Source organism: Streptomyces armeniacus, assembly GCF_003355155.1.
GTDB lineage: Bacteria > Actinomycetota > Actinomycetes > Streptomycetales > Streptomycetaceae > Streptomyces > Streptomyces armeniacus.
The window spans coordinates 7,470,301-7,492,412 of the sequence record NZ_CP031320.1 but is presented as its reverse complement, the minus strand read 5'-3'; the positions used below and the strand labels follow the sequence as shown (position 1 = coordinate 7,492,412).

At 74.8% G+C, this 22,112-nt stretch carries 18 protein-coding genes and 1 pseudogene; 9 read left to right on the top strand and 10 right to left on the bottom strand.

Annotated features, from left to right (window positions below; translation table 11 throughout):
- Positions 1–5 precede the first annotated feature (5 nt).
- Positions 6–3,704 carry a cobaltochelatase subunit CobN gene (gene cobN, locus DVA86_RS32535; RefSeq protein WP_208883680.1) on the top strand — a complete coding sequence of 1,233 codons (3,699 nt, stop codon included), beginning with the start codon at positions 6–8 and terminating at the stop codon, positions 3,702–3,704.
- 111 nt (positions 3,705–3,815) lie between these two features.
- On the opposite strand, the gene DVA86_RS32530 is transcribed toward cobN, so the two are convergent.
- Complete coding sequence (locus DVA86_RS32530) at positions 3,816–4,490, bottom strand: TetR/AcrR family transcriptional regulator (RefSeq protein ID WP_208883679.1); 675 nt, start codon at positions 4,488–4,490, stop codon at positions 3,816–3,818.
- A gap of 101 nt (positions 4,491–4,591) precedes the next feature.
- Here DVA86_RS32530 and DVA86_RS32525 point away from each other — a divergent pair, with 101 nt between their 5' ends.
- Both DVA86_RS32525 and DVA86_RS32520 read left to right on the top strand, forming a co-directional pair.
- Entirely contained in the window at positions 4,592–5,659 is a 1,068-nt protein-coding gene (locus DVA86_RS32525) for an aldo/keto reductase (protein WP_208885472.1), read from the top strand.
- Positions 5,660–5,880: 221 nt separating this feature from the next.
- Positions 5,881–7,137, top strand: coding sequence for a saccharopine dehydrogenase family protein (locus DVA86_RS32520; protein WP_208885471.1), 1,257 nt, complete (start codon positions 5,881–5,883; stop codon positions 7,135–7,137).
- A gap of 106 nt (positions 7,138–7,243) precedes the next feature.
- Here DVA86_RS32520 and DVA86_RS32515 read toward each other — a convergent pair whose 3' ends face one another.
- From DVA86_RS32515 to DVA86_RS32495, 5 genes are all read right to left on the bottom strand, one after another.
- Positions 7,244–7,684, bottom strand: coding sequence for a hypothetical protein (locus DVA86_RS32515; RefSeq protein WP_208883677.1), 441 nt, complete (start codon positions 7,682–7,684; stop codon positions 7,244–7,246).
- Positions 7,685–7,831: 147 nt separating this feature from the next.
- A complete protein-coding gene (locus tag DVA86_RS32510) occupies positions 7,832–8,569 on the bottom strand; it encodes a GAF and ANTAR domain-containing protein (protein WP_208883675.1) in 738 nt (245 codons plus the stop codon).
- A 22-nt stretch (positions 8,570–8,591) separates the two neighbouring features.
- Positions 8,592–9,434, bottom strand: coding sequence for an ANTAR domain-containing protein (locus DVA86_RS32505; RefSeq protein ID WP_208883674.1), 843 nt, complete (start codon positions 9,432–9,434; stop codon positions 8,592–8,594).
- Complete coding sequence (locus tag DVA86_RS32500; RefSeq protein ID WP_245997432.1) at positions 9,431–10,495, bottom strand: fatty acid desaturase family protein; 1,065 nt, start codon at positions 10,493–10,495, stop codon at positions 9,431–9,433. Before DVA86_RS32500 ends, DVA86_RS32505 begins: the two co-directional genes overlap by 4 nt.
- Positions 10,496–10,587: 92 nt before the next feature.
- The gene (locus DVA86_RS32495) at positions 10,588–10,908 is read right to left on the bottom strand and encodes a hypothetical protein (protein ID WP_208885642.1); all 321 of its coding nucleotides are present in this window, start codon (positions 10,906–10,908) and stop codon (positions 10,588–10,590) included.
- On the opposite strand from DVA86_RS32495, the pseudogene DVA86_RS32490 reads away from it, so the two are divergent.
- Positions 10,878–11,672: pseudogene (locus DVA86_RS32490) on the top strand (TerD family protein); the annotation flags it as partial. The gene DVA86_RS32495 and the pseudogene DVA86_RS32490 overlap by 31 nt on opposite strands.
- 39 nt (positions 11,673–11,711) lie before the next feature.
- Here the strand turns inward: DVA86_RS32490 and DVA86_RS32485 are convergent.
- Positions 11,712–12,896: a glycosyltransferase gene (locus DVA86_RS32485; protein ID WP_208885470.1), complete on the bottom strand. Its 1,185-nt coding sequence runs from the start codon at positions 12,894–12,896 to the stop codon at positions 11,712–11,714.
- Between the two features lie 161 nt (positions 12,897–13,057).
- On the opposite strand from DVA86_RS32485, the gene DVA86_RS32480 reads away from it, so the two are divergent.
- Complete coding sequence (locus tag DVA86_RS32480) at positions 13,058–13,843, top strand: glutamate racemase (protein WP_245997431.1); 786 nt, start codon at positions 13,058–13,060, stop codon at positions 13,841–13,843.
- 92 nt (positions 13,844–13,935) lie between these two features.
- Complete coding sequence (locus tag DVA86_RS32475; RefSeq protein ID WP_208883670.1) at positions 13,936–14,535, top strand: DUF3093 family protein; 600 nt, start codon at positions 13,936–13,938, stop codon at positions 14,533–14,535.
- Between the two features lie 42 nt (positions 14,536–14,577).
- Here DVA86_RS32475 and DVA86_RS32470 read toward each other — a convergent pair whose 3' ends face one another.
- Positions 14,578–15,606 carry an O-antigen ligase family protein gene (locus tag DVA86_RS32470; RefSeq protein WP_208883669.1) on the bottom strand — a complete coding sequence of 343 codons (1,029 nt, stop codon included), beginning with the start codon at positions 15,604–15,606 and terminating at the stop codon, positions 14,578–14,580.
- 181 nt (positions 15,607–15,787) lie between these two features.
- Between DVA86_RS32470 and DVA86_RS32465 the strand changes: the two genes are divergently transcribed.
- Positions 15,788–16,273 (top strand): NUDIX hydrolase, encoded by a 486-nt coding sequence (locus tag DVA86_RS32465; protein WP_208883668.1) that lies wholly within the window; start codon positions 15,788–15,790, stop codon positions 16,271–16,273.
- 271 nt (positions 16,274–16,544) lie between these two features.
- Here DVA86_RS32465 and DVA86_RS32460 read toward each other — a convergent pair whose 3' ends face one another.
- Complete coding sequence (locus DVA86_RS32460; RefSeq protein WP_208883667.1) at positions 16,545–16,976, bottom strand: PTS-dependent dihydroxyacetone kinase phosphotransferase subunit DhaM; 432 nt, start codon at positions 16,974–16,976, stop codon at positions 16,545–16,547.
- Positions 16,977–16,979: 3 nt separating this feature from the next.
- A complete protein-coding gene (gene dhaK, locus DVA86_RS32455; RefSeq protein WP_208883666.1) occupies positions 16,980–17,972 on the bottom strand; it encodes a dihydroxyacetone kinase subunit DhaK in 993 nt (330 codons plus the stop codon).
- A 207-nt stretch (positions 17,973–18,179) separates the two neighbouring features.
- On the opposite strand from dhaK, the gene DVA86_RS32450 reads away from it, so the two are divergent.
- Complete coding sequence (locus DVA86_RS32450) at positions 18,180–20,468, top strand: serine/threonine-protein kinase (RefSeq protein WP_208883665.1); 2,289 nt, start codon at positions 18,180–18,182, stop codon at positions 20,466–20,468.
- Between the two features lie 96 nt (positions 20,469–20,564).
- Positions 20,565–22,112 (top strand): phytoene desaturase family protein (locus tag DVA86_RS32445; protein WP_208883663.1); only part of this gene is annotated, 1,548 nt, incomplete at its 3' end.

Below are 22,112 nucleotides of genomic sequence, written 5' to 3'. Positions count from 1 at the left end.
GCCGCATGCTGCTGCTCCTGTCGACGTCCGACACCGACCTGCTGAGCGCGCGAGCCGCGCAGGGCCCGGTTTCGTACCGTTTCGCGAACCCCTCCCGCCTCGAACTCGACGAGCTGCCCGGCCTGCTGGACGGCGCCGAGCTGGTCGTCGTACGGCTCCTCGGCGGCGTACGTGCCTGGCAGGACGGGCTGGACCGGCTGCTGGCGACCGGGCTCCCCGTCGTCGTGCTCACCGGTGAACAGGCCCCCGACGCGCAGCTGATGGAGTCGTCCACCGTTCCGGTCGGCATCGCGGCCGAGGCGCACGCGTACCTGGCGCACGGCGGGCCGGGGAATCTGGAGCAGTTGGCCCGGTTCCTGTCCGACACGGTGCTGCTCACCGGCCACGGCTTCGACCCCCCGGCGCCCGCGCCCACCTGGGGCCCGCTGGAACGTACGGCACGCGAACCGCGCGAACCGCGCGAACCGCGCGAACCGTACGGAGAGTCCGACGCCGCGCCCCCCACCGTCGCCGTCCTCTACTACCGCGCCCACCACATGAGCGGCAACACCGCCTTCGTCGAGGCCCTGTGCGCCGCCGTCGAGGACGCCGGCGGTCGGCCGCTGCCGCTGTACGTGGCGTCGTTGCGGGCGCCCGAGCCCGAGTTGATCGAGGCGCTGCGTCCGGCCGACGCGATCGTGACGACCGTGCTGGCGGCGGGCGGTACCCGCCCGGCGGCGGCGTCGGCGGGCGGTGACGACGAGTCCTGGGACGCGGGCGCGCTGGCCGCGCTCGACGTGCCGGTGCTGCAGGCGCTCTGCCTGACCAGCCCCCGCAGCGCCTGGGAGGAGAACGACGAGGGCGTGTCGCCGCTCGACGCGGCGAGCCAGATCGCGGTGCCTGAGTTCGACGGGCGGCTGATCACGGTGCCGTTCTCGTTCAAGGAGATCGACGAGGACGGGCTTCCGGCGTACGCCGCCGACCCCGAACGGGCCGCGCGCGTCGCCGGGCTGGCCGTACGGCACGGGCGGCTGCGGCACGTACCGGCCGCGGAGAAGCGGCTGGCGCTGGTGCTGTCGGCGTACCCGACGAAGCACTCGCGGATCGGCAACGCCGTCGGCCTCGACACCCCCGCCAGCGCCGTCGCCCTGCTGCGCCGCCTCCGCGACGAGGGCTACGACTTCGGCCCGCAGGCATCGGGAGAGGGAGAGTCGGACACCGACACCGACACCGATACCGTCCCCGGCCTCGCCTCCGGCGACGGCGACGAGCTGATCCGCGCCCTCATCGACGTCGGCGGCCACGACCGGGACTGGCTCACCGAGGAGCAGTTGGCGCGTAACCCCGTACGCATCCCCGCCGCCGACTACAAGCGCTGGTACGCGACGCTCCCCGCCGCCCTCCGCAAGGACGTCGAGGAGCACTGGGGGCCGCCGCCCGGCGAGATGTTCGTCGACCGGAGCCGCGACCCGCAGGGCGAGGGCGACATCGTGCTCGCGGCCCTCCGCCGCGGCAACCTGCTGATCCTCATCCAGCCCCCGCGCGGCTTCGGCGAGAACCCGATCGCGATCTACCACGACCCCGATCTGCCGCCCTCGCACCACTACCTCGCCGCCTACCGCTGGATCGCCGCCCCCGAGGCCGACGGCGGCTTCGGCGCCGACGCGATGATCCACCTCGGCAAGCACGGCAACCTGGAGTGGCTGCCCGGCAAGAACGCCGGCCTGTCCGCCGCCTGCGGCCCCGACGCCGCGCTGGGCGACCTGCCGCTGGTGTACCCGTTCCTGGTGAACGACCCCGGCGAGGGCACCCAGGCCAAACGGCGCGCGCACGCCACCCTCGTGGACCACCTGGTGCCGCCGATGGCGCGGGCGGACAGTTACGGCGACATCGCCCGGCTCGAGCAACTCCTCGACGAGCACGCCCAGATCGCCGCCATGGACCCGGCGAAGCTGCCCGCCGTACGGGCGCAGATCTGGACGCTCATCCAGGCCGCGAAGCTCGATCACGACCTGGGCCTGGAGGACCGGCCCGACGACGACGGCTTCGACGACTTCCTGCTGCACGTCGACGGCTGGCTGTGCGAGATCAAGGACGCGCAGATCCGCGACGGCCTGCACGTGCTGGGCGCTGCCCCGTCCGGCCCCGAACGCGTCAACCTGGTGCTGGCGATCCTCCGCGCCCGCCAGATCTGGGGCGGTACGGCGGCACTCCCCGGTCTGCGCGAAGCCCTCGGCCTCGACGAGTCCGCGGCGACCCGTACCACCGCCGACGAGGCGGAGGAGCGGGCGCGGGGCCTCGTGCAGGCGATGGAGGATGCCGGCTGGGACCCGGCGGCGGCCGCGACGGTGGCGGCGGGCCAGCCCCAACAGGTCGCCGATATCCTGGAGTTCGCCGCCCGCGAGGTCGTCCCGCGGCTCGCCGCGACCACGGACGAGCTCGACCACGCCGTACGCGCCCTGAACGGCGGCGCCGTCCCCGCCGGACCCTCCGGCTCCCCGCTCCGCGGTCTCGTCAACGTGCTGCCGACCGGCCGCAACTTCTACTCCGTCGACCCCAAGGCCGTACCCTCCCGGCTCGCCTGGGAGACCGGCCAGGCCCTCGCCGACTCGCTCCTCGCGCGCTACCGCACCGACAACGGCGACTGGCCCACCTCCGTCGGCCTCTCCCTCTGGGGCACCAGCGCGATGCGTACGGCGGGCGACGACATCGCGGAGGCGCTCGCGCTGCTCGGCGTACGTCCCGTATGGGACGACGCGTCGCGCCGGGTGACCGGCGTGGAGCCGGTGCCGTACGAGGAGCTGGGGCGGCCGCGTATCGACGTCACGCTGCGCATCTCCGGCTTCTTCCGCGACGCGTTCCCGCACACGGTGGGGCTGCTGGACGACGCCGTACGCCTCGCCGCCTCCCTGGACGAGCCCCCGGAGCGGAACTTCGTACGCGCCCACACCCAGGCCGACCTCGCCGCACACGGCGACGAACGGCGCGCCACCACCCGCATCTTCGGCTCCCGCCCCGGCACGTACGGCGCGGGCCTCCTCCAGCTCATCGACAGCCGCGACTGGCGTACGGACGCGGACCTCGCCGAGGTGTACACGGTGTGGGGCGGTTACGCGTACGGCCGCGGCCTCGAAGGCAGCCCCGCGCGCGCGGAGATGGAAAGCGCGTACGCGCGGATCGCGGTCGCCGCGAAGAACACGGACACGCGCGAGCACGACATCGCGGACTCGGACGACTACTTCCAGTACCACGGCGGCATGGTCGCGGCGGTGCGCGCGCTGAAGGGCACGGCCCCGGAGGCGTACATCGGCGACTCGACCCGCCCCGAGACGGTCCGCACCCGGAGCCTCGTGGAGGAGACCTCGCGGGTCTTCCGCGCGCGGGTCGTCAACCCGCGCTGGATCGAGGCGATGCGGCGCCACGGGTACAAGGGGGCGTTCGAGCTGGCGGCGACGGTGGACTACCTGTTCGGCTACGACGCCACGACGGGTGTCGTCGCCGACTGGATGTACGACAAGCTCACCGAGACGTACGTCCTGGACCCGGTGAACCGCGACTTCCTGCAGCAGGCCAACCCCTGGGCCCTGCACGGCATCGCGGAACGCCTGCTGGAGGCGGAGTCCCGCGGCATGTGGGCGGAACCGGACCCGGCGATGGTGCAGGCGCTGCGGGACGTGATGCTGGAGGCGGAGGGCGACCTGGAGGGCGACGAGGGCAGCGCGTAGCGCGCTTTCCAGCCCGTCCGGCGCTTGAGGACGGCCCTTGGGTGCCATGGTCTGTCGGTGGGCCGATTGCGTGCTGGTACGGCGCGGGTTGGTCGTGGCCGACGGCCGTCCTCAATCGCCGGACGGGCTTGAGAACGCCCCCGCCCGCGCGGCGGCGAAGGCTGCGCGGGCCGCCGCCTCCGCCGTCGCGGCGTCCAGTGGGCCGCCGGCCGCCAGCAGCCGGTAGTACAGCGGCGCCGAGACCGCGCGGATGACTTCCTCCGCCGACGTCCCCTCCGGGACCTCGCCCCGTTCGACGGCCTGTTCCACACACGGCGCCCACTCCCGAATCCGCGTCTCGTAGAAGCGGTGCAGGGCCTCGGCCGTCTTGGCATCCGTCGTCGCCGCCGCGATCAGCGCCTTGAACAGGCGGGACTGGCGCGGGTCGGTGAGGGTGCGGCGTACGAGTTCGGCGTTGGCGCGCAGGTCGCCGAGGAGTGAGCCGGTCTCCGTACGGGGCAGGGACTGTTCCGCCATGTCGGTCAGCATGTCGGCCATCAGGCCTGCGAGCGTTCCCCAGCGCCGGTAGACGGTGGTCTTGCCGACCTCCGCGCGGCGGGCGATCTCCGTGAGGTCCAGTCCGGCGTGGCCCTCCTCGGCGAGTGCGTCCTGGGCGGCGCGGAGCACCGCGTCCCGTACGCGCGCCGTACGCCCTCCGGGCCGCACGGTGCCCGGCCCCGGCCCGGCCCCTGGCGCCGTATCCGCGACAGCCCCCGCCCCCGTATCCGCACCATCCGCTTCCGCCATAACGGGCCTCCAGTTCCATTAGAGCGCTGCCTCTGCTAGCTTGACGGCACCAGGCTAACGGAACGACATTCCCGTTAACGAGAGGACCAGTCATGGAGACCATGGAGTACAGGCGACTCGGCGCATCCGGCCTCCACGTCCCGGCGCTCAGCCTCGGCACCGGCACCTTCGGTGGCCGTGGGCCGCTGTTCGGCGCGTGGGGGGACACCGACGCGCAGGCGGCGCGGCGGCTCGTGGACATCGCCCTGGAGGCGGGGATCACGATGTTCGACAGCGCGGACGTGTACTCGGACGGCGCCTCCGAGGAGGTGCTCGGGCAGGCCGTGAAGGGCCGCCGGGACGAGGTGATCCTGTCGACCAAGGCCGGTCTCCCGACGGGCGACGGCCCGGGCGACGCGGGCACCTCCCGCGCGCGGCTGATCACCGCGACCGAGGACGCGCTGCGCCGGCTCGGTACGGATTACATCGACCTGTTCCAGCTGCACGCCTTCGACGCCGCTACGCCCGTGGAGGAGGTGCTGGCCGCGCTGGACCAGCTCGTGCGGGCGGGCAAGATCCGCTACGTCGGCGTGTCCAACTTCGCGGGCTGGCAGCTGATGAAGTCCCTCGCCGTCGCCGACGCCCGCGGTTTCCCCCGTTACGTGGCGCACCAGGTCTACTACTCCCTCGTCGGCCGCGACTACGAGTGGGAGCTGCTGCCTCTCGCCGCCGACCAGGGTGTCGGCGCGATCGCGTGGAGCCCGCTGGGCTGGGGGCGGCTGACCGGGAAGGTACGGAGGGGGCAGCCGCTGCCCGCCCACAGCAGGCTGCACCGTACGGCGGACTTCGGTCCGCCCGTCGAGGACGAGCACCTGTTCCAAGTCGTGGACGCGCTCGACGAGGTGGCGGAGGAGACGGGCCGTACGGTGCCGCAGGTCGCCATCAACTGGCTGCTGCGGCGGCCCACGGTCGCCTCCGTCCTCATCGGCGCCCGCGACGAGGCACAGCTGCGCCAGAACATCGGCGCCGTCGGCTGGACGCTCACGCCCGCGCAGGTGGCGAAGCTGGACGCGGCGAGCGGCAAGCCGGCGCCGTACCCGTACTTCCCGTACGAGCGCCAGGAGGGCTTCGCCCGCGTCAACCCGCCGCTGGTGGGCCGGACTTCGCCCGCGGGCGCGGGGCGCGGCTGACGGGCGGGCCGCCCCGGCAGGCCCGCCAGGGCGGGCCCGCCCCGGCGGAGACCGGCAGGCCCGTGCCGGGGCCGTGTTCCGGTGGATCACCGCGCGCGGGGTCCGTATCGTCGCACCGGCAGGGGCGAGGGAGCCTCGCCCCGACCCCGTACGTGCCCACGGGCGAAGGAGCTCGAGTGCCCTCCAACGACGTGCCCTCCAACGACGTACCACCCAACGACGTGCCCGCCGCCGATCCGGCCGCGGGCGAGACCCCCGCGGCTCCCACCCATCCCCCCTTCGACCTCGTCCTGTTCGGCGCCACAGGTTTCACCGGCCGGCTGGTCGCCCGCTACCTCGACCGGTACGTGCCGCCCGGCTGCCAGTGGGCGCTCGCGGGGCGCGACCGGGAGAAGCTGGCCGCCGTACGGGCCGAACTGGCCGCCCATCGCCCGCCCGACAACGCCGAACCCGAACTCCCGCTGCTGGAGGCCGACGTGGCCGACCCGGCGTCGCTGCACCGGCTCGCGTCCCGCGCCAAGGTCGTCATCAGCACCGTCGGCCCGTACCTCCGCTACGGCGAACCCCTCGTCGCCGCCTGCGCCGAGAACGGCACGGACTACCTCGACCTGGCGGGCGAACCGGAGTTCGTCGACTCCATGTACGTCCGGCACCACGACACCGCCCGCCGTACGGGTGCCCGGCTGGTGCACGCGTGCGGCTTCGACTCGGTGCCGTACGACCTGGGCGTGCTGTTCACGGTGGGCCATCTGCCGGAGGGCGTACCGCTGCGGGTGGACGGCTACGTCCACACCGACGCCGCCTTCTCCGGCGGTACGTTCGCCTCCGCGCTGGGCGCCGTGTCGCGCGGCCCGCAGATGCTGAAGGCCGCACGCGAGCGCCGCCAGGCCGAGCCGCCGCCCTCCGGCGACCGCCGCGTCTCCACGCCCCCGGGCGGGCTGCGGCACTCCGCGCTGCTGGACACGTGGGGCGTGCAGATGCCGACGATCGACCCGCAGATCGTGGCGCGTTCGGCCGCCGCACTGGACCGTTACGGGCCGGACTTCCGGTACCGGCAGTACGCCGCCGTACGCCGCCTCCCTCTCGCGCTGGGCGGCGTGGCGGGCGCCGCGGGGCTGATCGCGCTGGCGCAAGTGCCGCCCGTACGGCGCTGGTTGTCGGACCGTACGCCGCCGGGCGAGGGGCCGAGCGTGGAACGGCGGGCGCGCAGCACGTTCTCCCTGCGCTTCCTCGGCGAGGGCGGCGGGCACCGCGTCGCCACGGAGGTGGCGGGTGGTGATCCGGGCTACGACGAGACGGCCAAGATCATCTCCGAGGCGGCCCTCTGCCTGGCCTTCGACCCGGGCCTGCCGTCGACCGCCGGGCAGGTCACCACGGCGGCGGCGATGGGCGACGCCCTGACGCGCAGGCTGATGCGGGCGGGGCTGACGTTCCGCGTGACGCACACGGGGCGGGAGCGGCCCGCGGGAGGCGCGTGACACGGAAGGCGCGTGACGGCGGCGGTGCGTGGCGAGGGCGGTGCGTAACGAGGGCAGTGCGTGGCGAGGGCTGTGTGGCACCGGCCGGGCGGCGCGCCCGTACGGCTCAGGGCTCGCCGCCCTCGTACGCCGCGAGCGCCGTCTGCCGGGCGTCGAACAGGGCGCGGAGCGCGTCGCAGTCGACGTGCTCCCGCGCCAGCACCGTACTGGCCTCGGCTTCGACGGCGGCCCACGCCTGCCGGGCCCGCTTGTTGGCGACGCGCCTGCGGTCGCTCCGCAGGAAGCCCGCCCCCGCGGAGAACCCGGCGGAGAGCAGCGCGAGCACGGCGGCGGGTACGCGCGCGTCGGCCGTCGCCAGCGCCGCCGTACCGGACACCGCGGCGAGCAGCGCGGCGGGGAAGCCCAGGCAGATGTCGACGACGGCCCAGAAGTGGGCGCGGCGGTCGGCGGTGTTCAGCTGCCGCGCCGCCTCCTCGCGTAACCGCTCCGCCTCCGCGCGCAGACGGTCCTGACCGGTGGCACCAGAGAGACCAGTGAGAGCAGCCATGCCTCAGCTTCCAGCGCCGGCCCGCCCGTACGCACCGGCGCCCGGCGACAAACCGGCCCGCCGGGCCGTTGTGGACTCCCGACGGGAACGCGGAACCCCGAACACCCGGGCACCCGCCGCGGCCAAGACTGTTGAGCCGCCAGGTGACTACGCGGGCGGCGGCTGCGCCCCGGAACGCAGGTCCGCCAGCGCCTCCGTACCCTCGACGAACGCCGCCGCCAGCTCGCTCAGCCTGCGGTTGTGGGAGCGCGCGTAAGCCCGCAGCAGCGTGAACGCCTCCTCCATGCCCACGTCCAGGCGTTCCGCCAGCTTGCCCTTGGCCTGCTCGATCACGACGCGCGTCTGGAGGGCGTTCTCCAGCTGCTCGTTGAGCAGCTCGCGCCGGGCTGCGCCGCGCTGCTGGAGCACGCTGATGGTGGCGACGTCCGCCAGCGCCTGCGCGAGCGGGGTGATGTCGGGGGCGAAGGGCTTCGCCGCGGTGTGGAAGAGGTTGAGGGCGCCGATCACCTCGTCCCGCAGCCGCATGGGCACGGCCTGTACGCCGGTGTAGCCCCGCCGTCGTGCCTCCTCCGCGAACCGCGGCCAGCGGTGCGCCTCCATCGCGAGGTCGGGCACCACCACGGGCGCCGCGGTGCGGTAGCAGGTCAGGCACGGCCCGCTGTCGTGCTGCAACTGGAGCAGCTCCATCAGCCGTGCCTCGTCGCTGGAGGCGGCCATCACGCGCAACTGCCCGTCCGTATCGGCCAGCAGGAGGCCGGCCGCGGCGATGTCGAGGGTGCGTACGCTGCGGTCGGTCAGCAGCCACAGGAAGTCGATGAGGTCGAAGTCGGCCACCAGGTTGTCGGCCAGTTCGACGAAGACCGTGGCGAGTCGTCGTTCGTGCATGGTGGTCACCTTGGCGTACGCCTCAGTCCTTCCGCTTCTGCTCTCCCTCGGCATTTCCTCCGGCGGACCCTCCGATGCTCCCCCCGGCCGCCCCGTCCCGCACGGAAGCGGAACCGTCCGCCCGGAACCGCAGCCGCCGCGACACCACGTCGAGGGCCACGTCGGAGAGGCGGCGGGAGTGCGCGTACGCGTACCCGCGCAGCCGTACGGACGCGTCCTCGACGCCCGTGCCGAGCTGCACCGTGAGCATGCCGACGGCCTGGTCGATCTCCGCGCGGTACGCGTCGAAGCCCAGCACCTCCTCCATCGTGCCCGGCCCGGTGCCCTGCACGGTGACCACGCCGGGCGAACCGAGCAGCATCAGCAGCGCCGCGGTCTCCGCGAACGCCTGCGCGTCCGCGAGCGCGTCGCCACAGAGCGTTCCGGGGTTCGGCGCGTACAGGTCCAGCACCCCCGGCCGCTGCCACCGCCCGTACGGCGCCCGGCCCCGCAGCGGGAGCGCGAACAGCGCGGCGGCCCCCGCCGCACGGGCCGCCGGGGCGAACGCGGGCCACCTGCCGCGCGCGGCGGCCGCGGACAGGTCGGCGGACAGTACGGGGGCGCCGCCGGCGAGCGCGTCCGTACACGGCCCTTCGCCCAGCGTGAGCTGGAGCTCCGCCAGCTCCCCGCTCACCCGGTCCGTCGTGTGCAGCACATGCCGTACAGCGGGACCGGACGACGCGGACAGCGCCGCGCCCGCCACCGGCAGCGCGGCGACGGCGGCGGCGCAGACGTCCCGTATGTCAGCCGTACGGCCACGGCGCTCGGCCTCCCGCGTGACCAGCCCGAGTACGCGTACGGCACGGGCGTCAGCCAGGGGGGTCATCCGGCGGGCCGCGGCTCCCGGCGGATGGGCCGGCCGGCGTCGTGCAGGCTCTTGAGCGCCTGCCGGTACGACGTGATCAGCCCGGTCTCGAGATACTCCACACCCCGCTCCGCACAGAACTGCCGTACGAGCGGCTGCGCCTCGCGCAGCTGCGGGCTCGGCATGCTGGGGAAGAGGTGGTGCTCGATCTGGTAGTTGAGACCGCCGAGGGCGATGTCCGTGAAGCGGCCGCCTCGTACGTTGCGGGAGGTCAGCACCTGACGGCGCAGGAAGTCCGGGCGGTCGTCGCCCTTCAGCGTCGGCATGCCCTTGTGGTTGGGCGCGAAGATCGAGCCCAGATAGACGCCGAACAGGCACTGGTGGACGACCAGGAACGCCACCGCCATGCCGGGCGGCAGCACCAGGAACAGCGCCCCGAGATAGAGGGCGAAGTGCGCGAACAGCAGCGCCCCCTCCGTGCCGCGCCGCTTCAGCGACCGGCTCCACAGCGCCCTGATCCCCGCGACGTGCAGGTTGAAGCCCTCCAGCGTGAGCAGCGGGAAGAACAGGAACGCCTGCGAACGGCCCAGCAGCCGCGGCAGCCCTTTCGCCGCGCGCGCCTGGTCCTCGGACCAGACGAGCAGGTCGGGGTTGACGTCCGGGTCCAGCTCCTCGTGGTTGGGGTTGGCGTGGTGGCGCGAGTGCTTGTCCTGCCACCAGCCGTAGCCCATGCCGATGCCGAGGTTCCCGGCGAGCCGCCCGCAGCGCTCGCTCGCGCGGCGAAGCCGGAACACCTGACGGTGCCCCACGTCGTGCGCCACCAGCGCCACTTGGCCGAAGACGGCGGCCAGATACGCGGCGACGGCGAGGTTCCACCAGCTGTCGCCGACGAGGACGAAGGCGGTCCAGCCCGCGGCGTAGAGGACGCTCACCAGGGCGATGCGGGCGATGTAGTAGCCCGTACGGCGGCGCATCAGGCCCGCCGCGGTGACCTGCTTGGTGAGCGCGGCGTGTCGGGCGGCCTGCGCGGGAACGTCGGGCGCGGCCGGGGCGGGGAGAGTGGTTTCCTGTGCCTCGTGCACCAAGTGCCTCCTCGGGGCGGAGCTGATCATTTCGCAGCCGAGGTCTGGGGCGCTCTGTGCGAGTGTAAGGGGTGTGCGATGCGGCGAATGGGTCATTCCGGGCGTATGGCTCCGTGGCTCCGACGGCTTGGGGTGCCCCGGTCTCCTATACACATCTCGCTTGAAAAAAAAAAAAAGCACCGCGCCAACGATTCCGTGCGTGCCCCCGCTTCCGTGCGTGCCCCTGCGCGCGTACGCGCGCCCGCTTCCGTACGCACGCCCGCTTCCGTACGGGAACCCGCCCCCGTACGTGCCGCCTCCTCCGCGCGGGCCGCGGCGCGGGCGCCGCGCAGGCCGCGCACCATGCCCTGGCCGTGATCGCCGTCGCCGCCCACCGCGTCGAGCCGGCCCAGCCCCTCCTCGGGCTCCGTCACGGTCGCAAGCGCCGCGGCCAGCGCACACGCGGCGCACGCGTCCCGCGCCGTACCGGCCGCCGCCCGCACCCGCCCCGCAGGCGCCCCAGGCACCCGCACCCGCCCCGCAGACCGGCGGCGGACCCGTACAGCTGAGCAAGGTCACGCTGACGAAGTCGGCGCCGTCCGTGTCGCTCAGCAAGCAGGGCGGCACCTCGGGCATGCTGCGCGTCAACCTCAACTGGCAGGTGCACAAGCAGTTCTCGGGCTGGGGCCGCAAGCTGGGCCGCGCCATGGCCATGCACTCCGACCTCGACCTCGACCTGTGCGCGCTGTACGAACTCGCCGACGGCCGCAAGGGAGTCGTCCAGGCGCTCGGCAACGCCTTCGGCGCGCTGCACCAGCCGCCGTACATCCACCTCGACGGAGACGACCGCACCGGCGCCGTCGAGTCCGGCGAGAACCTCACCGTCAACCTCGACCACGTGAAGGACCTGCGGCGCATCCTGCTGTTCGTCACCGTGTACGAGGGCGCGCGCAGCTTCGCCAACCTCAACGCCACCGTCACGCTGCAGCCGCAGCACGGCGCGCCCGTCGACTTCCACCTCGACGAGTGCACCGTCCCCTCGACGGTCTGCGCGCTCGCCCTGCTCACCAACCAGGGCGGCGAGCTTCACGTCCAGCGCGAGGCCCGCTACCTGGTGCCGGACCGGGGCGTCAGCCCGCAGCGGACCGTCGACTACGCGTACGGCTGGGGCATGCAGTGGACGCCCGGCCGCAAGTGACCGCGCAGGCCGGCTGATTCGGGCAGGCCGGCAGGAGGATCAGGGGTAGGTGCGGCCCTTCCAGGCCGCACCGCGCCCCCGGTGGTGCTGCACGGCGGAGTCGACCGTCATCAGCAGGTAGAGCGCGGCCGTCAGCGGCAGTGTGAGCGCGAGCCACGGCGGCTGCCGGTAGTAGCGCAGCATCGGCACGTACGTCGCCGTCATCACCGCCCACGCCGCGCCGCCGGCGGCCGCCGCGGCCCAGTTCCCCGTCGCGGCCCCGGCCAGCGCGGTGGCCGGCGGCACGAGATAGACCAGCACCAGGCCCGCGACCGTACCGATCAGGACCGCCGGGCTGTGCCGCAGCTGGGCGTACGCGCTGCGCGCCACCATCCGCCACAGCTCGCGCAGCCCGTCGTACGGGCGCACGCTGGCCACGCCGTCGGCGAGCCCCAGCCAGATCCGGCCGCTGCCGCCGCGCTTCACCGCGCGCGCCAGCGTCACGTCGTCGATCACCGCCTGCCGGATGCTGTCCGGCAGCCGCTCGCGTACGGCCGCGTCCGTACGCAGCAGCATGCAGCCGCCCGCGGCGGCGGCCGTACGGGCGGACGGCCGGTTGACCCGGCGGAACGGAAAGAGCTGCCCGAAGAAGTACACGAACGCGGGCACGAGCAGCCGCTCCCAGCCGCTCGCCACGCGCAGCCGCGCCATCTGCGACACGAGTTCCAGGCCGCCCGTACGCGCGGCGGACACGAGGTCGCGCAGCGAGTCCGGGTCGTGCGCGATGTCCGCGTCCGTCAGCAGCAGGTACTCGGCGTCCGTACGGTCGCGGGCCAGCGCCATCCCGTGCCGTACGGCCCACAGCTTGCCGGTCCAGCCCGGTTCCGGTTCGCCGGGGGAGTCCACCGTCAGGGGCAGCCCTCCGGGGTGTCCGTCGGCGAGCGCGCGGGCGAGGGCGCCGGTGCCGTCGGTGCTGCCGTCGTCGACGAGGAACACCTCGGCGCGGCCCGGGTACTTCTGCGCCAGCAGCGACGGCAGGCTCCGCGGCAGCACCCCGGCCTCGTCCCGCGCGGGGACCACGACGGCGACCGGCGGCCACCGCTCCGGCTCCGCACGTCCCGGCCGCCCGCCGCGGGACGCCGCGCGGTCCGGCGCCGTACGGTGCGGCAGGCGGACGTCCGTACGCCAGAAGAACCCCTGGCACAGCAGCAGCCAGGCCCATGTGCCGAGTGCGGCCACGGCCATCCAGGTCAGCACGCTCACCCGGCGCAGTCTGCCGGAGAACCCGCGCCCCGCGCGGCAGCCGTGCGGTGCACGGCTCCGTTCCGGCGCGCCGTACGCCCGCGCGGCGCGGTCGGCGCGGGACCGGCGGGCCGCGCCAGGCGGCCGCACCGTACGCTGTGCCCGTGAGAATCGCGCTCCTGGACTCCGGCCTCGGGCTGCTCGCCGCGGCCGCCGCCGTACGCCGGCTGCGGCCGGACGCCGACCTCGTACTCTCCTCCGACCCCGGCAGCATGCCCTGGGGGCCGCGTACGTCCGCGGACATCGCCGAACGCGCGCTGGCCTGCGCGCGCGCCGCCGCCGCGTACGAGCCGGACGCGCTGATCGTCGCCTGCAACACCGCCTCGGTGCACGCGCTGCCGGCGCTCCGCGCCGAGCTGGAGCCGGGCCTGCCGGTGGTCGGTACGGTGCCCGCGGTGAAGCCAGCCGCGGCCGAGGGCGGACCGGTCGCCGTCTGGGCGACCCCGGCCACGACCGGCAGCCCGTACCAGCGCCGCCTCATCGAGGAGTTCGGGAACGGCGCCCGGATCACCGAGGTGCCCTGCCACGGCCTCGCCGACGCCGTCGAGACCGGCGACGAACCCGCCATCGACGCCGCCATCAGCGCCGCCGCGCTCCTCACACCGAGGGACGTACAGACCGTCGTGCTCGGCTGCACACACTACGAGCTGGTCGCCACCCGCATCCGCGCCGCCACCGCCCCGTCCGCGGCGCCACCCGCCGACCTGCGCGGCTCGGCCGCGGCCGTCGCCGCCCAGGCGCTGCGCCGCGCGGGCGTACGGCCCGCCCCCGACGCCGAGGCCGCCGGCGGCCTCACCGTGCTGCTCGGCGGCGCCCCCGCCGAGCTGCCCCCGGCCGCGCTCGGCTACGCCGAGGGCCGGCTGCTCGCCGGCGTCCCCGCAACGCCCTGACCAGGCACCACGCCACGCGGCGCGGTGTGATGCGTCACCCGGACGGGCGACACCCTGGGTGGCGGCACACGTTCGGGCGTAGGCTGCGGCACATGAGCGACCACCCCCGTCCCCAGGGGGCGTGTGCGGAGACCGCCCCCGCCGGCACACGGCAGCCCGCCCTCTGGACGGGCCACGCGCGCAACCGCCTCCAGTGGCCCCTGGCCACCCTCGGCGCCGGCTGCCTGGCACTGGGCATAGTCCTCGCCGTGACCACCGCCTGGACCCACAACGTCGTACCACTGCTGATGTCCGTCATCGGCTGCGTGGCGGCAGGACTGCTGATGCTGTTCGGCACCCTGGCGTTCGTCACCGTGCGCGTCCGCGTCGACCACGAGGCGCTCGAGGTGCGCTGCGGGCACGCCGGACTGCCCCGGCGGCGCATCCGGCTGGCGGACGTGGTCGAGGCCGATCACGCGCCCGAGGTCACGCCGCGGAAGTGGGGCGGCTGGGGCTACCGCTGGCGGCCGGAGCAGGGCACGGCCGTGGTCGTACGGCGCGGCGAGGGCCTTGTGCTCACGCTGGGCGACGGCCGCGTGTTCACCGTGACGGTGGACGACGCGGAGGCGGCCGTCGACGTGATCCGGCAGCGGCTGCACCGCTCCGGACGCAACGGTCCGCCGCTCGGCGGCGGGCACACCGCGGAAGCCTGACGCGGCCCCGCCACCGCCCGCGGCACACGGGAACGCTCAGCCCTACGACAGCCTGCGCGCCGTCGCGATCCCCGCGAGCGCACCGGCACCAGTCGTCACCGCCGTGAAGCTCAGCGCGTTGGACACGCACGCCAGCACGGCCACCGCGGTCAGCGCCGCGCCCGCGGTGAGCACCACCGGCGTGCCGCACGGCGACGCCCACAGGGCCAGCAGCAGCCAGCCGAACGCCGCCGCCAGCAGCACACCGCCCGGCACCCCCTGCTCCGAGGTGACCTGCAGCAGCGCCGAGTGCGGCTTCCCGTCCGACACGGCCGTCCGCTGCGCCGGATCGCCCAGATCGCCGAACGTGTCCGGGCCGTAGCCCATCAGCGGACGCTCCCGCACGGCGTCCACCGCGTCCGCCCACAGCGCCTTACGCTGCTCGGTCACCTGCCCCTCGACGGCCGCCGTCAGCCCGTCCGGCGCACGGTCGCCGGCCACCGCCCAGACGCCGCCCGTCACCGAAGCGGTCAGCAGGGCCAGCCCGGCCAGACCGAGCAGGCGGCGCCGCATGCGTTCCGCGCCGAGCGACGCCAGCAGCACGCCGAGCGCCGCCGCGAACGCCGCCGGCGGCCCGTACGCCAGCGCCACCGCCACCACGCACACCGCGAGCAGCCGCAGCGCCGGCCGTACGCGCCGGGAGCGCGCCGCCGCCGCGGCGCAGCAGGCCGCGCCGGCCGCGAGGATGAGCAGCGCGGCGGTGGCGCCGTTCCGCCCGGCGGGCTCCGCGCCGGTCGCGGCGGCCATCGCCCCCGGCACCACGCGGGGCGACGCCAGCGCCAGCGCGACGCAGCCCAGCGCGGCCAGCGCGGGCGCGGCCACGGGCAGCAGGGCGCCGGTGACGCGCCCGCACGCGTAGCCCGCGGCGACCGCGAGCACCGCGAGCAGCACCCCTTCGGGACGGGAGTCGCGGCCCGCGGCGGTGATCAGCGCCCAGGCGGCGCAGCTGCCCAGGACGAGGGTGCCGGCGATGTCGGACGCGTTCCCGCCGCGTGCGGCGGCTGCGGGCTGCTCCAGTACGGGTGACGCCATAAGCCGTACGACCCCCCCCGGGCCTGTGGGCGCCGCGCCACCGTGTGGGGTTGCGGGAAGCGGCCGTGACTCAGGCTGCCCACCGTAACGGCTGAACGTACGGAGTGTGCAGGTCTCGGGCGGGACCGGAGCGCCCGGAGTGGCCACGGAACGTCCGCCCGCAGCACGTAGAGTCGAGCGCATGGCTACTCCCGACTTCATCCGCGAACTGCGCGTCACCGCGGGACGGCAGCTGCTCTTCCTCCCCGGCGTCAGCGCGGTCGTACTGGACGACGAGGACCGCGTGCTGCTGGCCCGCCGGGCCGACACCGGAGGCTGGTCGATCATCGGAGGCATCGCCGAGCCGGGCGAGCAGCCCGCCGCCACGGCGGTGCGCGAGGTGTACGAGGAGACGGCGGTGCGGTGCGTGCCGGAGCGGGTGATCCTCGTCCAGGGCATGGAACCGGTGGAGTACCCGAACGGCGACCGGTGCCAGTTCATGGACATCGCGTTCCGCTGCCGGGCCGTCGGCGGCGAGGCGCAGGTGAACGACGACGAGTCGCTGGAGGTCGGCTGGTTCGAGCGGGACGCGCTGCCGCCGCTGGAGGAGTTCGCGCTGATGCGGATCAAGCAGGCGGCGGGGGACGGACCGGCGTGGTTCGAACACCCCGCCCCGCCCGCTGCCTGACGGCGCCCCTCGCCGGCCCAATCCAGCCCGTCCGGCACCCCCAATGGGGGTCGGCCGCAGGTGAGAGCGGCCTTTGCCCAGTACAGCCCGTCCGGCGATTGAGGACGAACCTGGGCCCCTTCCGGGCCGCGTCCGGGTACGAGGCGGTGAGCGCCCGTCGGTGGGTGCCGCCCGGTAGTGGGCTGAGGGCCGTCCTCAAGCGCCGGACGGGCTTGGGGTGGTGGCGGTTGTGGACCGGGCGCCGGACGGGCCAGGGGCGGCCGGGGCGGAGTTACGTCTTGCGGTAGTCGTACGCCTCGCGGGCCGCCGCCGCGACCGCCGCCCGGTCGGCTCCCGCCGACGCGGTCACCAGCGCGGCCACCGCGCCCTCCACGAACGGTGCGTCCAACAGCTCCGAGCCGGGCGGCAGTTCGTCCTCGGCCAGCAGCGTCTTGACCGTCAGCACCGCGCTGCCCAGGTCGGCCAGCAGCACCACGCCCGCGCCCTCGTCGGCGGCACGCGCCGCCTCGGTGATGCCGTCCGCGTTCGTGCCGATGCCCCCGTCCGGGGTGCCGCCTGCCGCCCTGACGGGCGCCACCTCGCCACCGCCCGCGAGGGCCGTGGCGAGGTGCGCGACCGAGGCGGCGACGTCGGCGCTGTGCGATACCAGCACGATGCCCACACGAGCGTCCGCACGGGGCGCGAGCGCCTCACGTTCCGGCACGCGTCACGCCCCCCAGCGCAGTCCGGGCGTACGGACCGGCGCGTCCCACAGCCGCAGCAGTTCCTCGTCCGCGCGGCACAGCGTCACCGAGGCGCCGGCCATGTCGAGTGAGGTGACGTAGTTGCCGACGAGGGTGCGCGTGGCGGCCACGCCGCGCTCGGCGAGCACCCGGTGCACCTCGGCGGCGAAGCCGTAGAGCTCCAGCAGCGGTGTCCCGCCCATCCCGTTGACGAGGGCGAGGACCGGCCCGTCCGGTGCGAGGTCGTCGAGGACGGCGTCGACGGCGAAGTCGGCGATCTCGCCGGAGGTCATCATGGCGCGGCGTTCCCGGCCGGGTTCGCCGTGGATGCCGATGCCCAGCTCGAGTTCGCCGGGCGGCAGATCGAAGGTGGGGCTGCCCTTGGCCGGTGTCGTGCACGCGCTGAGCGCCACCCCGAAACTGCGCGCCGATCCGGCGACTTTGCGGGCGACCGCCTCCACGCGTTCCAGCGGCGCGCCCTCCTGCGCGGCGGCGCCCGCCATCTTCTCCACGAACAGGGTGGCGCCCGTGCCGCGCCGGCCCGCGGTGAACGTGCTGTCCGTGACGGCGACGTCGTCCTCCACGAGGACCTTCGCGACGGCCACGCCCTCGTCCTCGGCCATGTCGGCCGCCATGTCGAAGTTCAGCACGTCACCGGTGTAGTTCTTCACGATGAACAGCACGCCCGCGCCGCTGTCCACGGCCGCCGCGGCGCGCACCATCTGGTCCGGCACGGGCGAGGTGAACACCTCGCCGGGGCAGGCCGCGTCCAGCATCCCGTAGCCCACGAAGCCGCCGTGCAGCGGCTCGTGGCCGGAGCCGCCGCCGGAGATCAGCGCCACCTTGTCCTGTACGGGCGCGTCGCCCCGTACGACCACGCGGTTCTCCACGTCGACCGTCAGCTCCGGATGCGCGGCGGCCATTCCGCGCAACGCATCGGCCACCACGGTCTCCGGAACGTTGATCAGCTGCTTCATCACGGGCCTCCCAGTACAGCGCCGTCACGGACGGCACCACTCAAGCAGTTCACGGGCGTCCGGCGGAACGACCCGCCGCGTGCACTTCCAGCTTGCGGCCGACTCCGGTACGCCGCCCGCTCGGCATACATCGGCATACACAGGCCGCAGCCCGGACGCCATACTGGGCGGGGGAGGACCGGGGCGACGACGGGGGCGACTGCGGCGATGGCGGATACCGCGCTGATCCAGGGCCGTTACCAGCTGCTGGAGCTCATCGGGCGCGGTGGCATGGGCGAAGTGTGGCGGGCCCGCGACGAGTCGCTCGGCAGGGCCGTGGCCGTGAAGTGCCTCAAGCCCGCGGGCCAGGCCGGCGACCGGTCCTTCATGCCGGTGCTGCGCGAGCGCTTCCGCCGCGAGGCCCGCGTCGCCGCCTCGCTCCAGCACCGCGGCGTCACCGTCGTACACGACTTCGGCGAACACGACGGCGTGCTGTACCTCGTGATGGAGCTCCTCGACGGGCACAACCTCAGCCAGCTGCTCAACGCCAACGGCCACCAGCCGCTGCCCGTCCCCGAGGTCACCGACATCGCGGGACAGGTCGCCGCCGCGCTCGCCTACACCCACGACCAGGGCATCGTGCACCGGGACCTCAAGCCCGCCAACGTGATGCGCACCGCCGACGGCTCCGTCAAGATCTGCGACTTCGGCATCGCCCGGCTGGGCCACGACATCGGCTTCACCTCCCGGCTCACGGGCGGCGGCATCGCCATGGGCACCCCGCACTACATGTCCCCGGAGCAGATCGCCGGCGCGTACGTCGACCACCGCAGCGACCTGTACTCGCTGGGCTGCGTCCTGTACGAACTCGCCACCGGCGCGCCGCCGTTCGACAACGGCGACGCCTGGGCCGTCCTCGTGAGCCACCGCGACACCCCGCCCGCGCCGCCCCGCAGCCGCCGCGCCGACCTCCCCGAGCCGCTGGACCGGGCCATCCTCGCGCTGCTCGCGAAGCAGCCGGAGGAGCGGCCCGACGACGCCGCGGCGCTCGTACGGCAGCTCACCGGCGTCACGCGGCCCGGCCTCCCGCCGGAGGCGACGCCGACGCAGCCGGACCACGCGTTCCGCATGCCGCACTGGACGCAGGGGATCGGCACGGGCTCGAAGGCCACCGGCTCCGGGCAGGTACGCAGCGAGCCGCACCCGGGCGGCGCGGTCGCCGGGCTGACCGGGCAGTGGACCGGGCCGACGCAGCCGCCGCTCGTCGTCGCCCCCGGCCCGGCGGCCGTCGCCGCAGCAGGCCGTACGGGGGCGCCCGCCGCGCCGGCCGGCGCGGCGCACCGTACGGGCGCCGCCGCGCCCCCGCCGGAGCAGCTCGCGCTGCTCGCCGACCGGCACAGCGCCGGCCTGAGCCTCGGCCGGCTGGGCCGCTGGGCGGAGGCGGAGGAGACGCACCGGGCGGTCGCCGCCGAACGCGAGCGCGCGCTCGGCCCCGACCACCCGGACACCCTGGTGAGCCGGTACGAGATCGGGTTCGCGCTGTGCCGCCTCGGCCGGCACGCCGACGCGGTACGCGCGTACGAGCAGGTGGTCGCCGGACGGGAACGCGCGCTCGGGCACGACCACCCCGAGACGCTCGCCGCGCGGCAGGAGTCGGCGTACGTGCTGGGCAGGCTCGGCCGCCACACGGAGGCGCACGCGGTGTACACGGAGGTGCTCGCCGCACGGGAGCGCACCATGGGCGCCGACCACCCGGACACGCTGCTGTGCCGGCACAACCTCGCGTTCAACCTGAGCCGGCTCGGGCGGCTGGAGGACTCGTACCGCATGGCGAGCGACGTCGCCGGGGCGCGCGCCAGGGTGCTGGGCCCGGTCCACAAGGACACGCTCGTCACCCGGTACGAGGTGGCGTACGCGCTGGGGCGGCTCGACCGGTGGGAGGAGGCGCTGCGCACGTACCTCGACGTCGCCGACGCCCGCGCCCGCACCCTCGGGCCGGACCACCCCGACACGCTCGCCGCCCGCTACGAGGCCGGCATCAGCCTGGGCCGGCTCGGCCGCTCCGAGGAGGCCCTGGAGCTCTACCGCGAGCTGGCCGACGCCCGTACCCGCGCGCACGGCCCCGTCCACCCGGAGACGCTCCGCGCCCGGCACGGGGTCGGCGTCAACCTGGGCCGCCTCGGGCGCTGGGACGAGGCGCTCGCCCAGGCACGGGACGTGAGCGCGCTCCGCGAACGGGCGCTCGGCGCCGACCACCCCGACACCCTCGTGAGCCGCCGCGAACTGGCCGTCGCCCTGGGCCGCCTGGACCGCTGGGCCGAGGCCCTGGCGGTGTACCGCCAGGTGGCCGACGCCCGCCAGCGCGTGCTCGGCGCCGACCACCCGGACGCCCTCAGCAGCCGCAACGACGAGGCGCACTGCCTGGACCGGCTGGGCCGCGGCGCCGAGGCCGCCGAGCTGTACCGGCAGGTGGAGGCCCTGCGCCGCCGGCAGGGCGGCGGTACGGCGGGATGCTGACGGCCCGGTGCGCACGCGCCCGAGGTGCGCGCCGAGGGTCGCGCCGCCGCCGTACGTGCGCTGGCGGGGGTCCCGCGGAGCGTGTTACCAAGAGCCATGCCTGCCCAGCCCTCGTATGACGCCGTGATCGTCGGCGGCGGTCACAACGGCCTGGTCGCCGCGGCCTATCTCGCCCGAGCCGGGCTCAGCGTGCTGGTGCTCGAACGCCGGCCGCACACGGGCGGCGCCGCCGTCTCGACCCGCCCGTTCCGCGGTGTGGACGCCCGGCTGTCGGCGTACTCGTACCTCGTCAGCCTGCTCCCGCAGCGGATCCTCGACGACCTGGGGCTGCGCTTCACCGTACGGAAGCGCGCCGTGTCGTCGTACACCCCGGCCGTGCGCGGCGGGCAGCCGACGGGGCTGCTGGCGGGCGGCGGCACGGCGCGTACGCGGGAGGCGTTCGACCGGTTCACCGGCTCCGAGCGGGAGTTCGCGGCGTGGCAGCGGTTCTACGCCATGACGCAGGAGGTGGCCGTACGCGTCTTCCCGACCCTCACCGAGCCCCTGCCGACCCGCTCGCAGCTCCGCGCGCGCGTCGGTGACGACGCGGCCTGGGAGGCGCTGTTCGAGCGGCCCCTCGGGGAGACGATCGAGGAGCACTTCGAGGACGACACCGTCCGCGGCATCGTCCTCACCGACGCGCTGATCGGCACGTTCTCGCAGGCGCACGACCCGTCGCTGCGGCAGAACCGCTGCCTCCTCTACCACGTCATCGGCGGCGGCACCGGCGACTGGGACGTGCCCGTCGGCGGCATGGGCGCGCTCACCGACGCGCTCGCGGACGCCGCGCGCCGCGCCGGCGCCGAGATCCTCACCGGCCACCAGGCGCACGCGATCGAGACGGACGGGAGCGCGTCCGCGGCCGTCCACTACAGCGGCGCCACGGCCGAGGGCACCGTCGCCGCGCGCGACGTGCTCGTGGGCGCCTCGCCCGAGACGCTCGCCGGGCTCCTCGGCGAGCCCGGACCGGAGCCCGCCGCCGGCTCGCAGCTGAAGGTCAACATGGTGCTGCGCCGGCTGCCCCGGCTCCGCGACCGCGCCGTGGACCCGAGGGAGGCGTTCGCGGGCACGTTCCACGTCGCCGAGGGGTACGAGCAGCTGGCCACCGCGTACCGGCAGGCGCGCGCCGGTGAACTCCCCGCCGCCCCGCCCTCGGAGATCTACTGCCACTCGCTGACCGACCCGACCATCCTCGGCTCCGACCTCGCCGGGCGCGGCTGGCAGACGATGACCCTCTTCGGGCTGCTCACCCCCGCCGGTCTCTTCGCGGACGACGAGCACGCACGCCGCGACGAGCTGCTGGCGGCCACGCTCGCGCAGCTCGACGCGCACCTCGAGGAGCCCATCGCCGACTGCCTCGCACACGACGCCGACGGCAGGCCGTGCATCGAGGCCAAGACGCCGGGCGATCTGGAGCGCGAACTCCGCCTGCCCGGCGGCCACATCTTCCACGGCGACCTGTCCTTCCCGTACGCCGACGACCCCGCCGCCGGACGCTGGGGCGTGGCCACGCGGCACGCGAACGTGCTGCTGTGCGGCGCGGGCGCGGTACGCGGCGGCGGCGTCAGCGGAGTGGCGGGGCACAACCTGTCTCTTATACACATT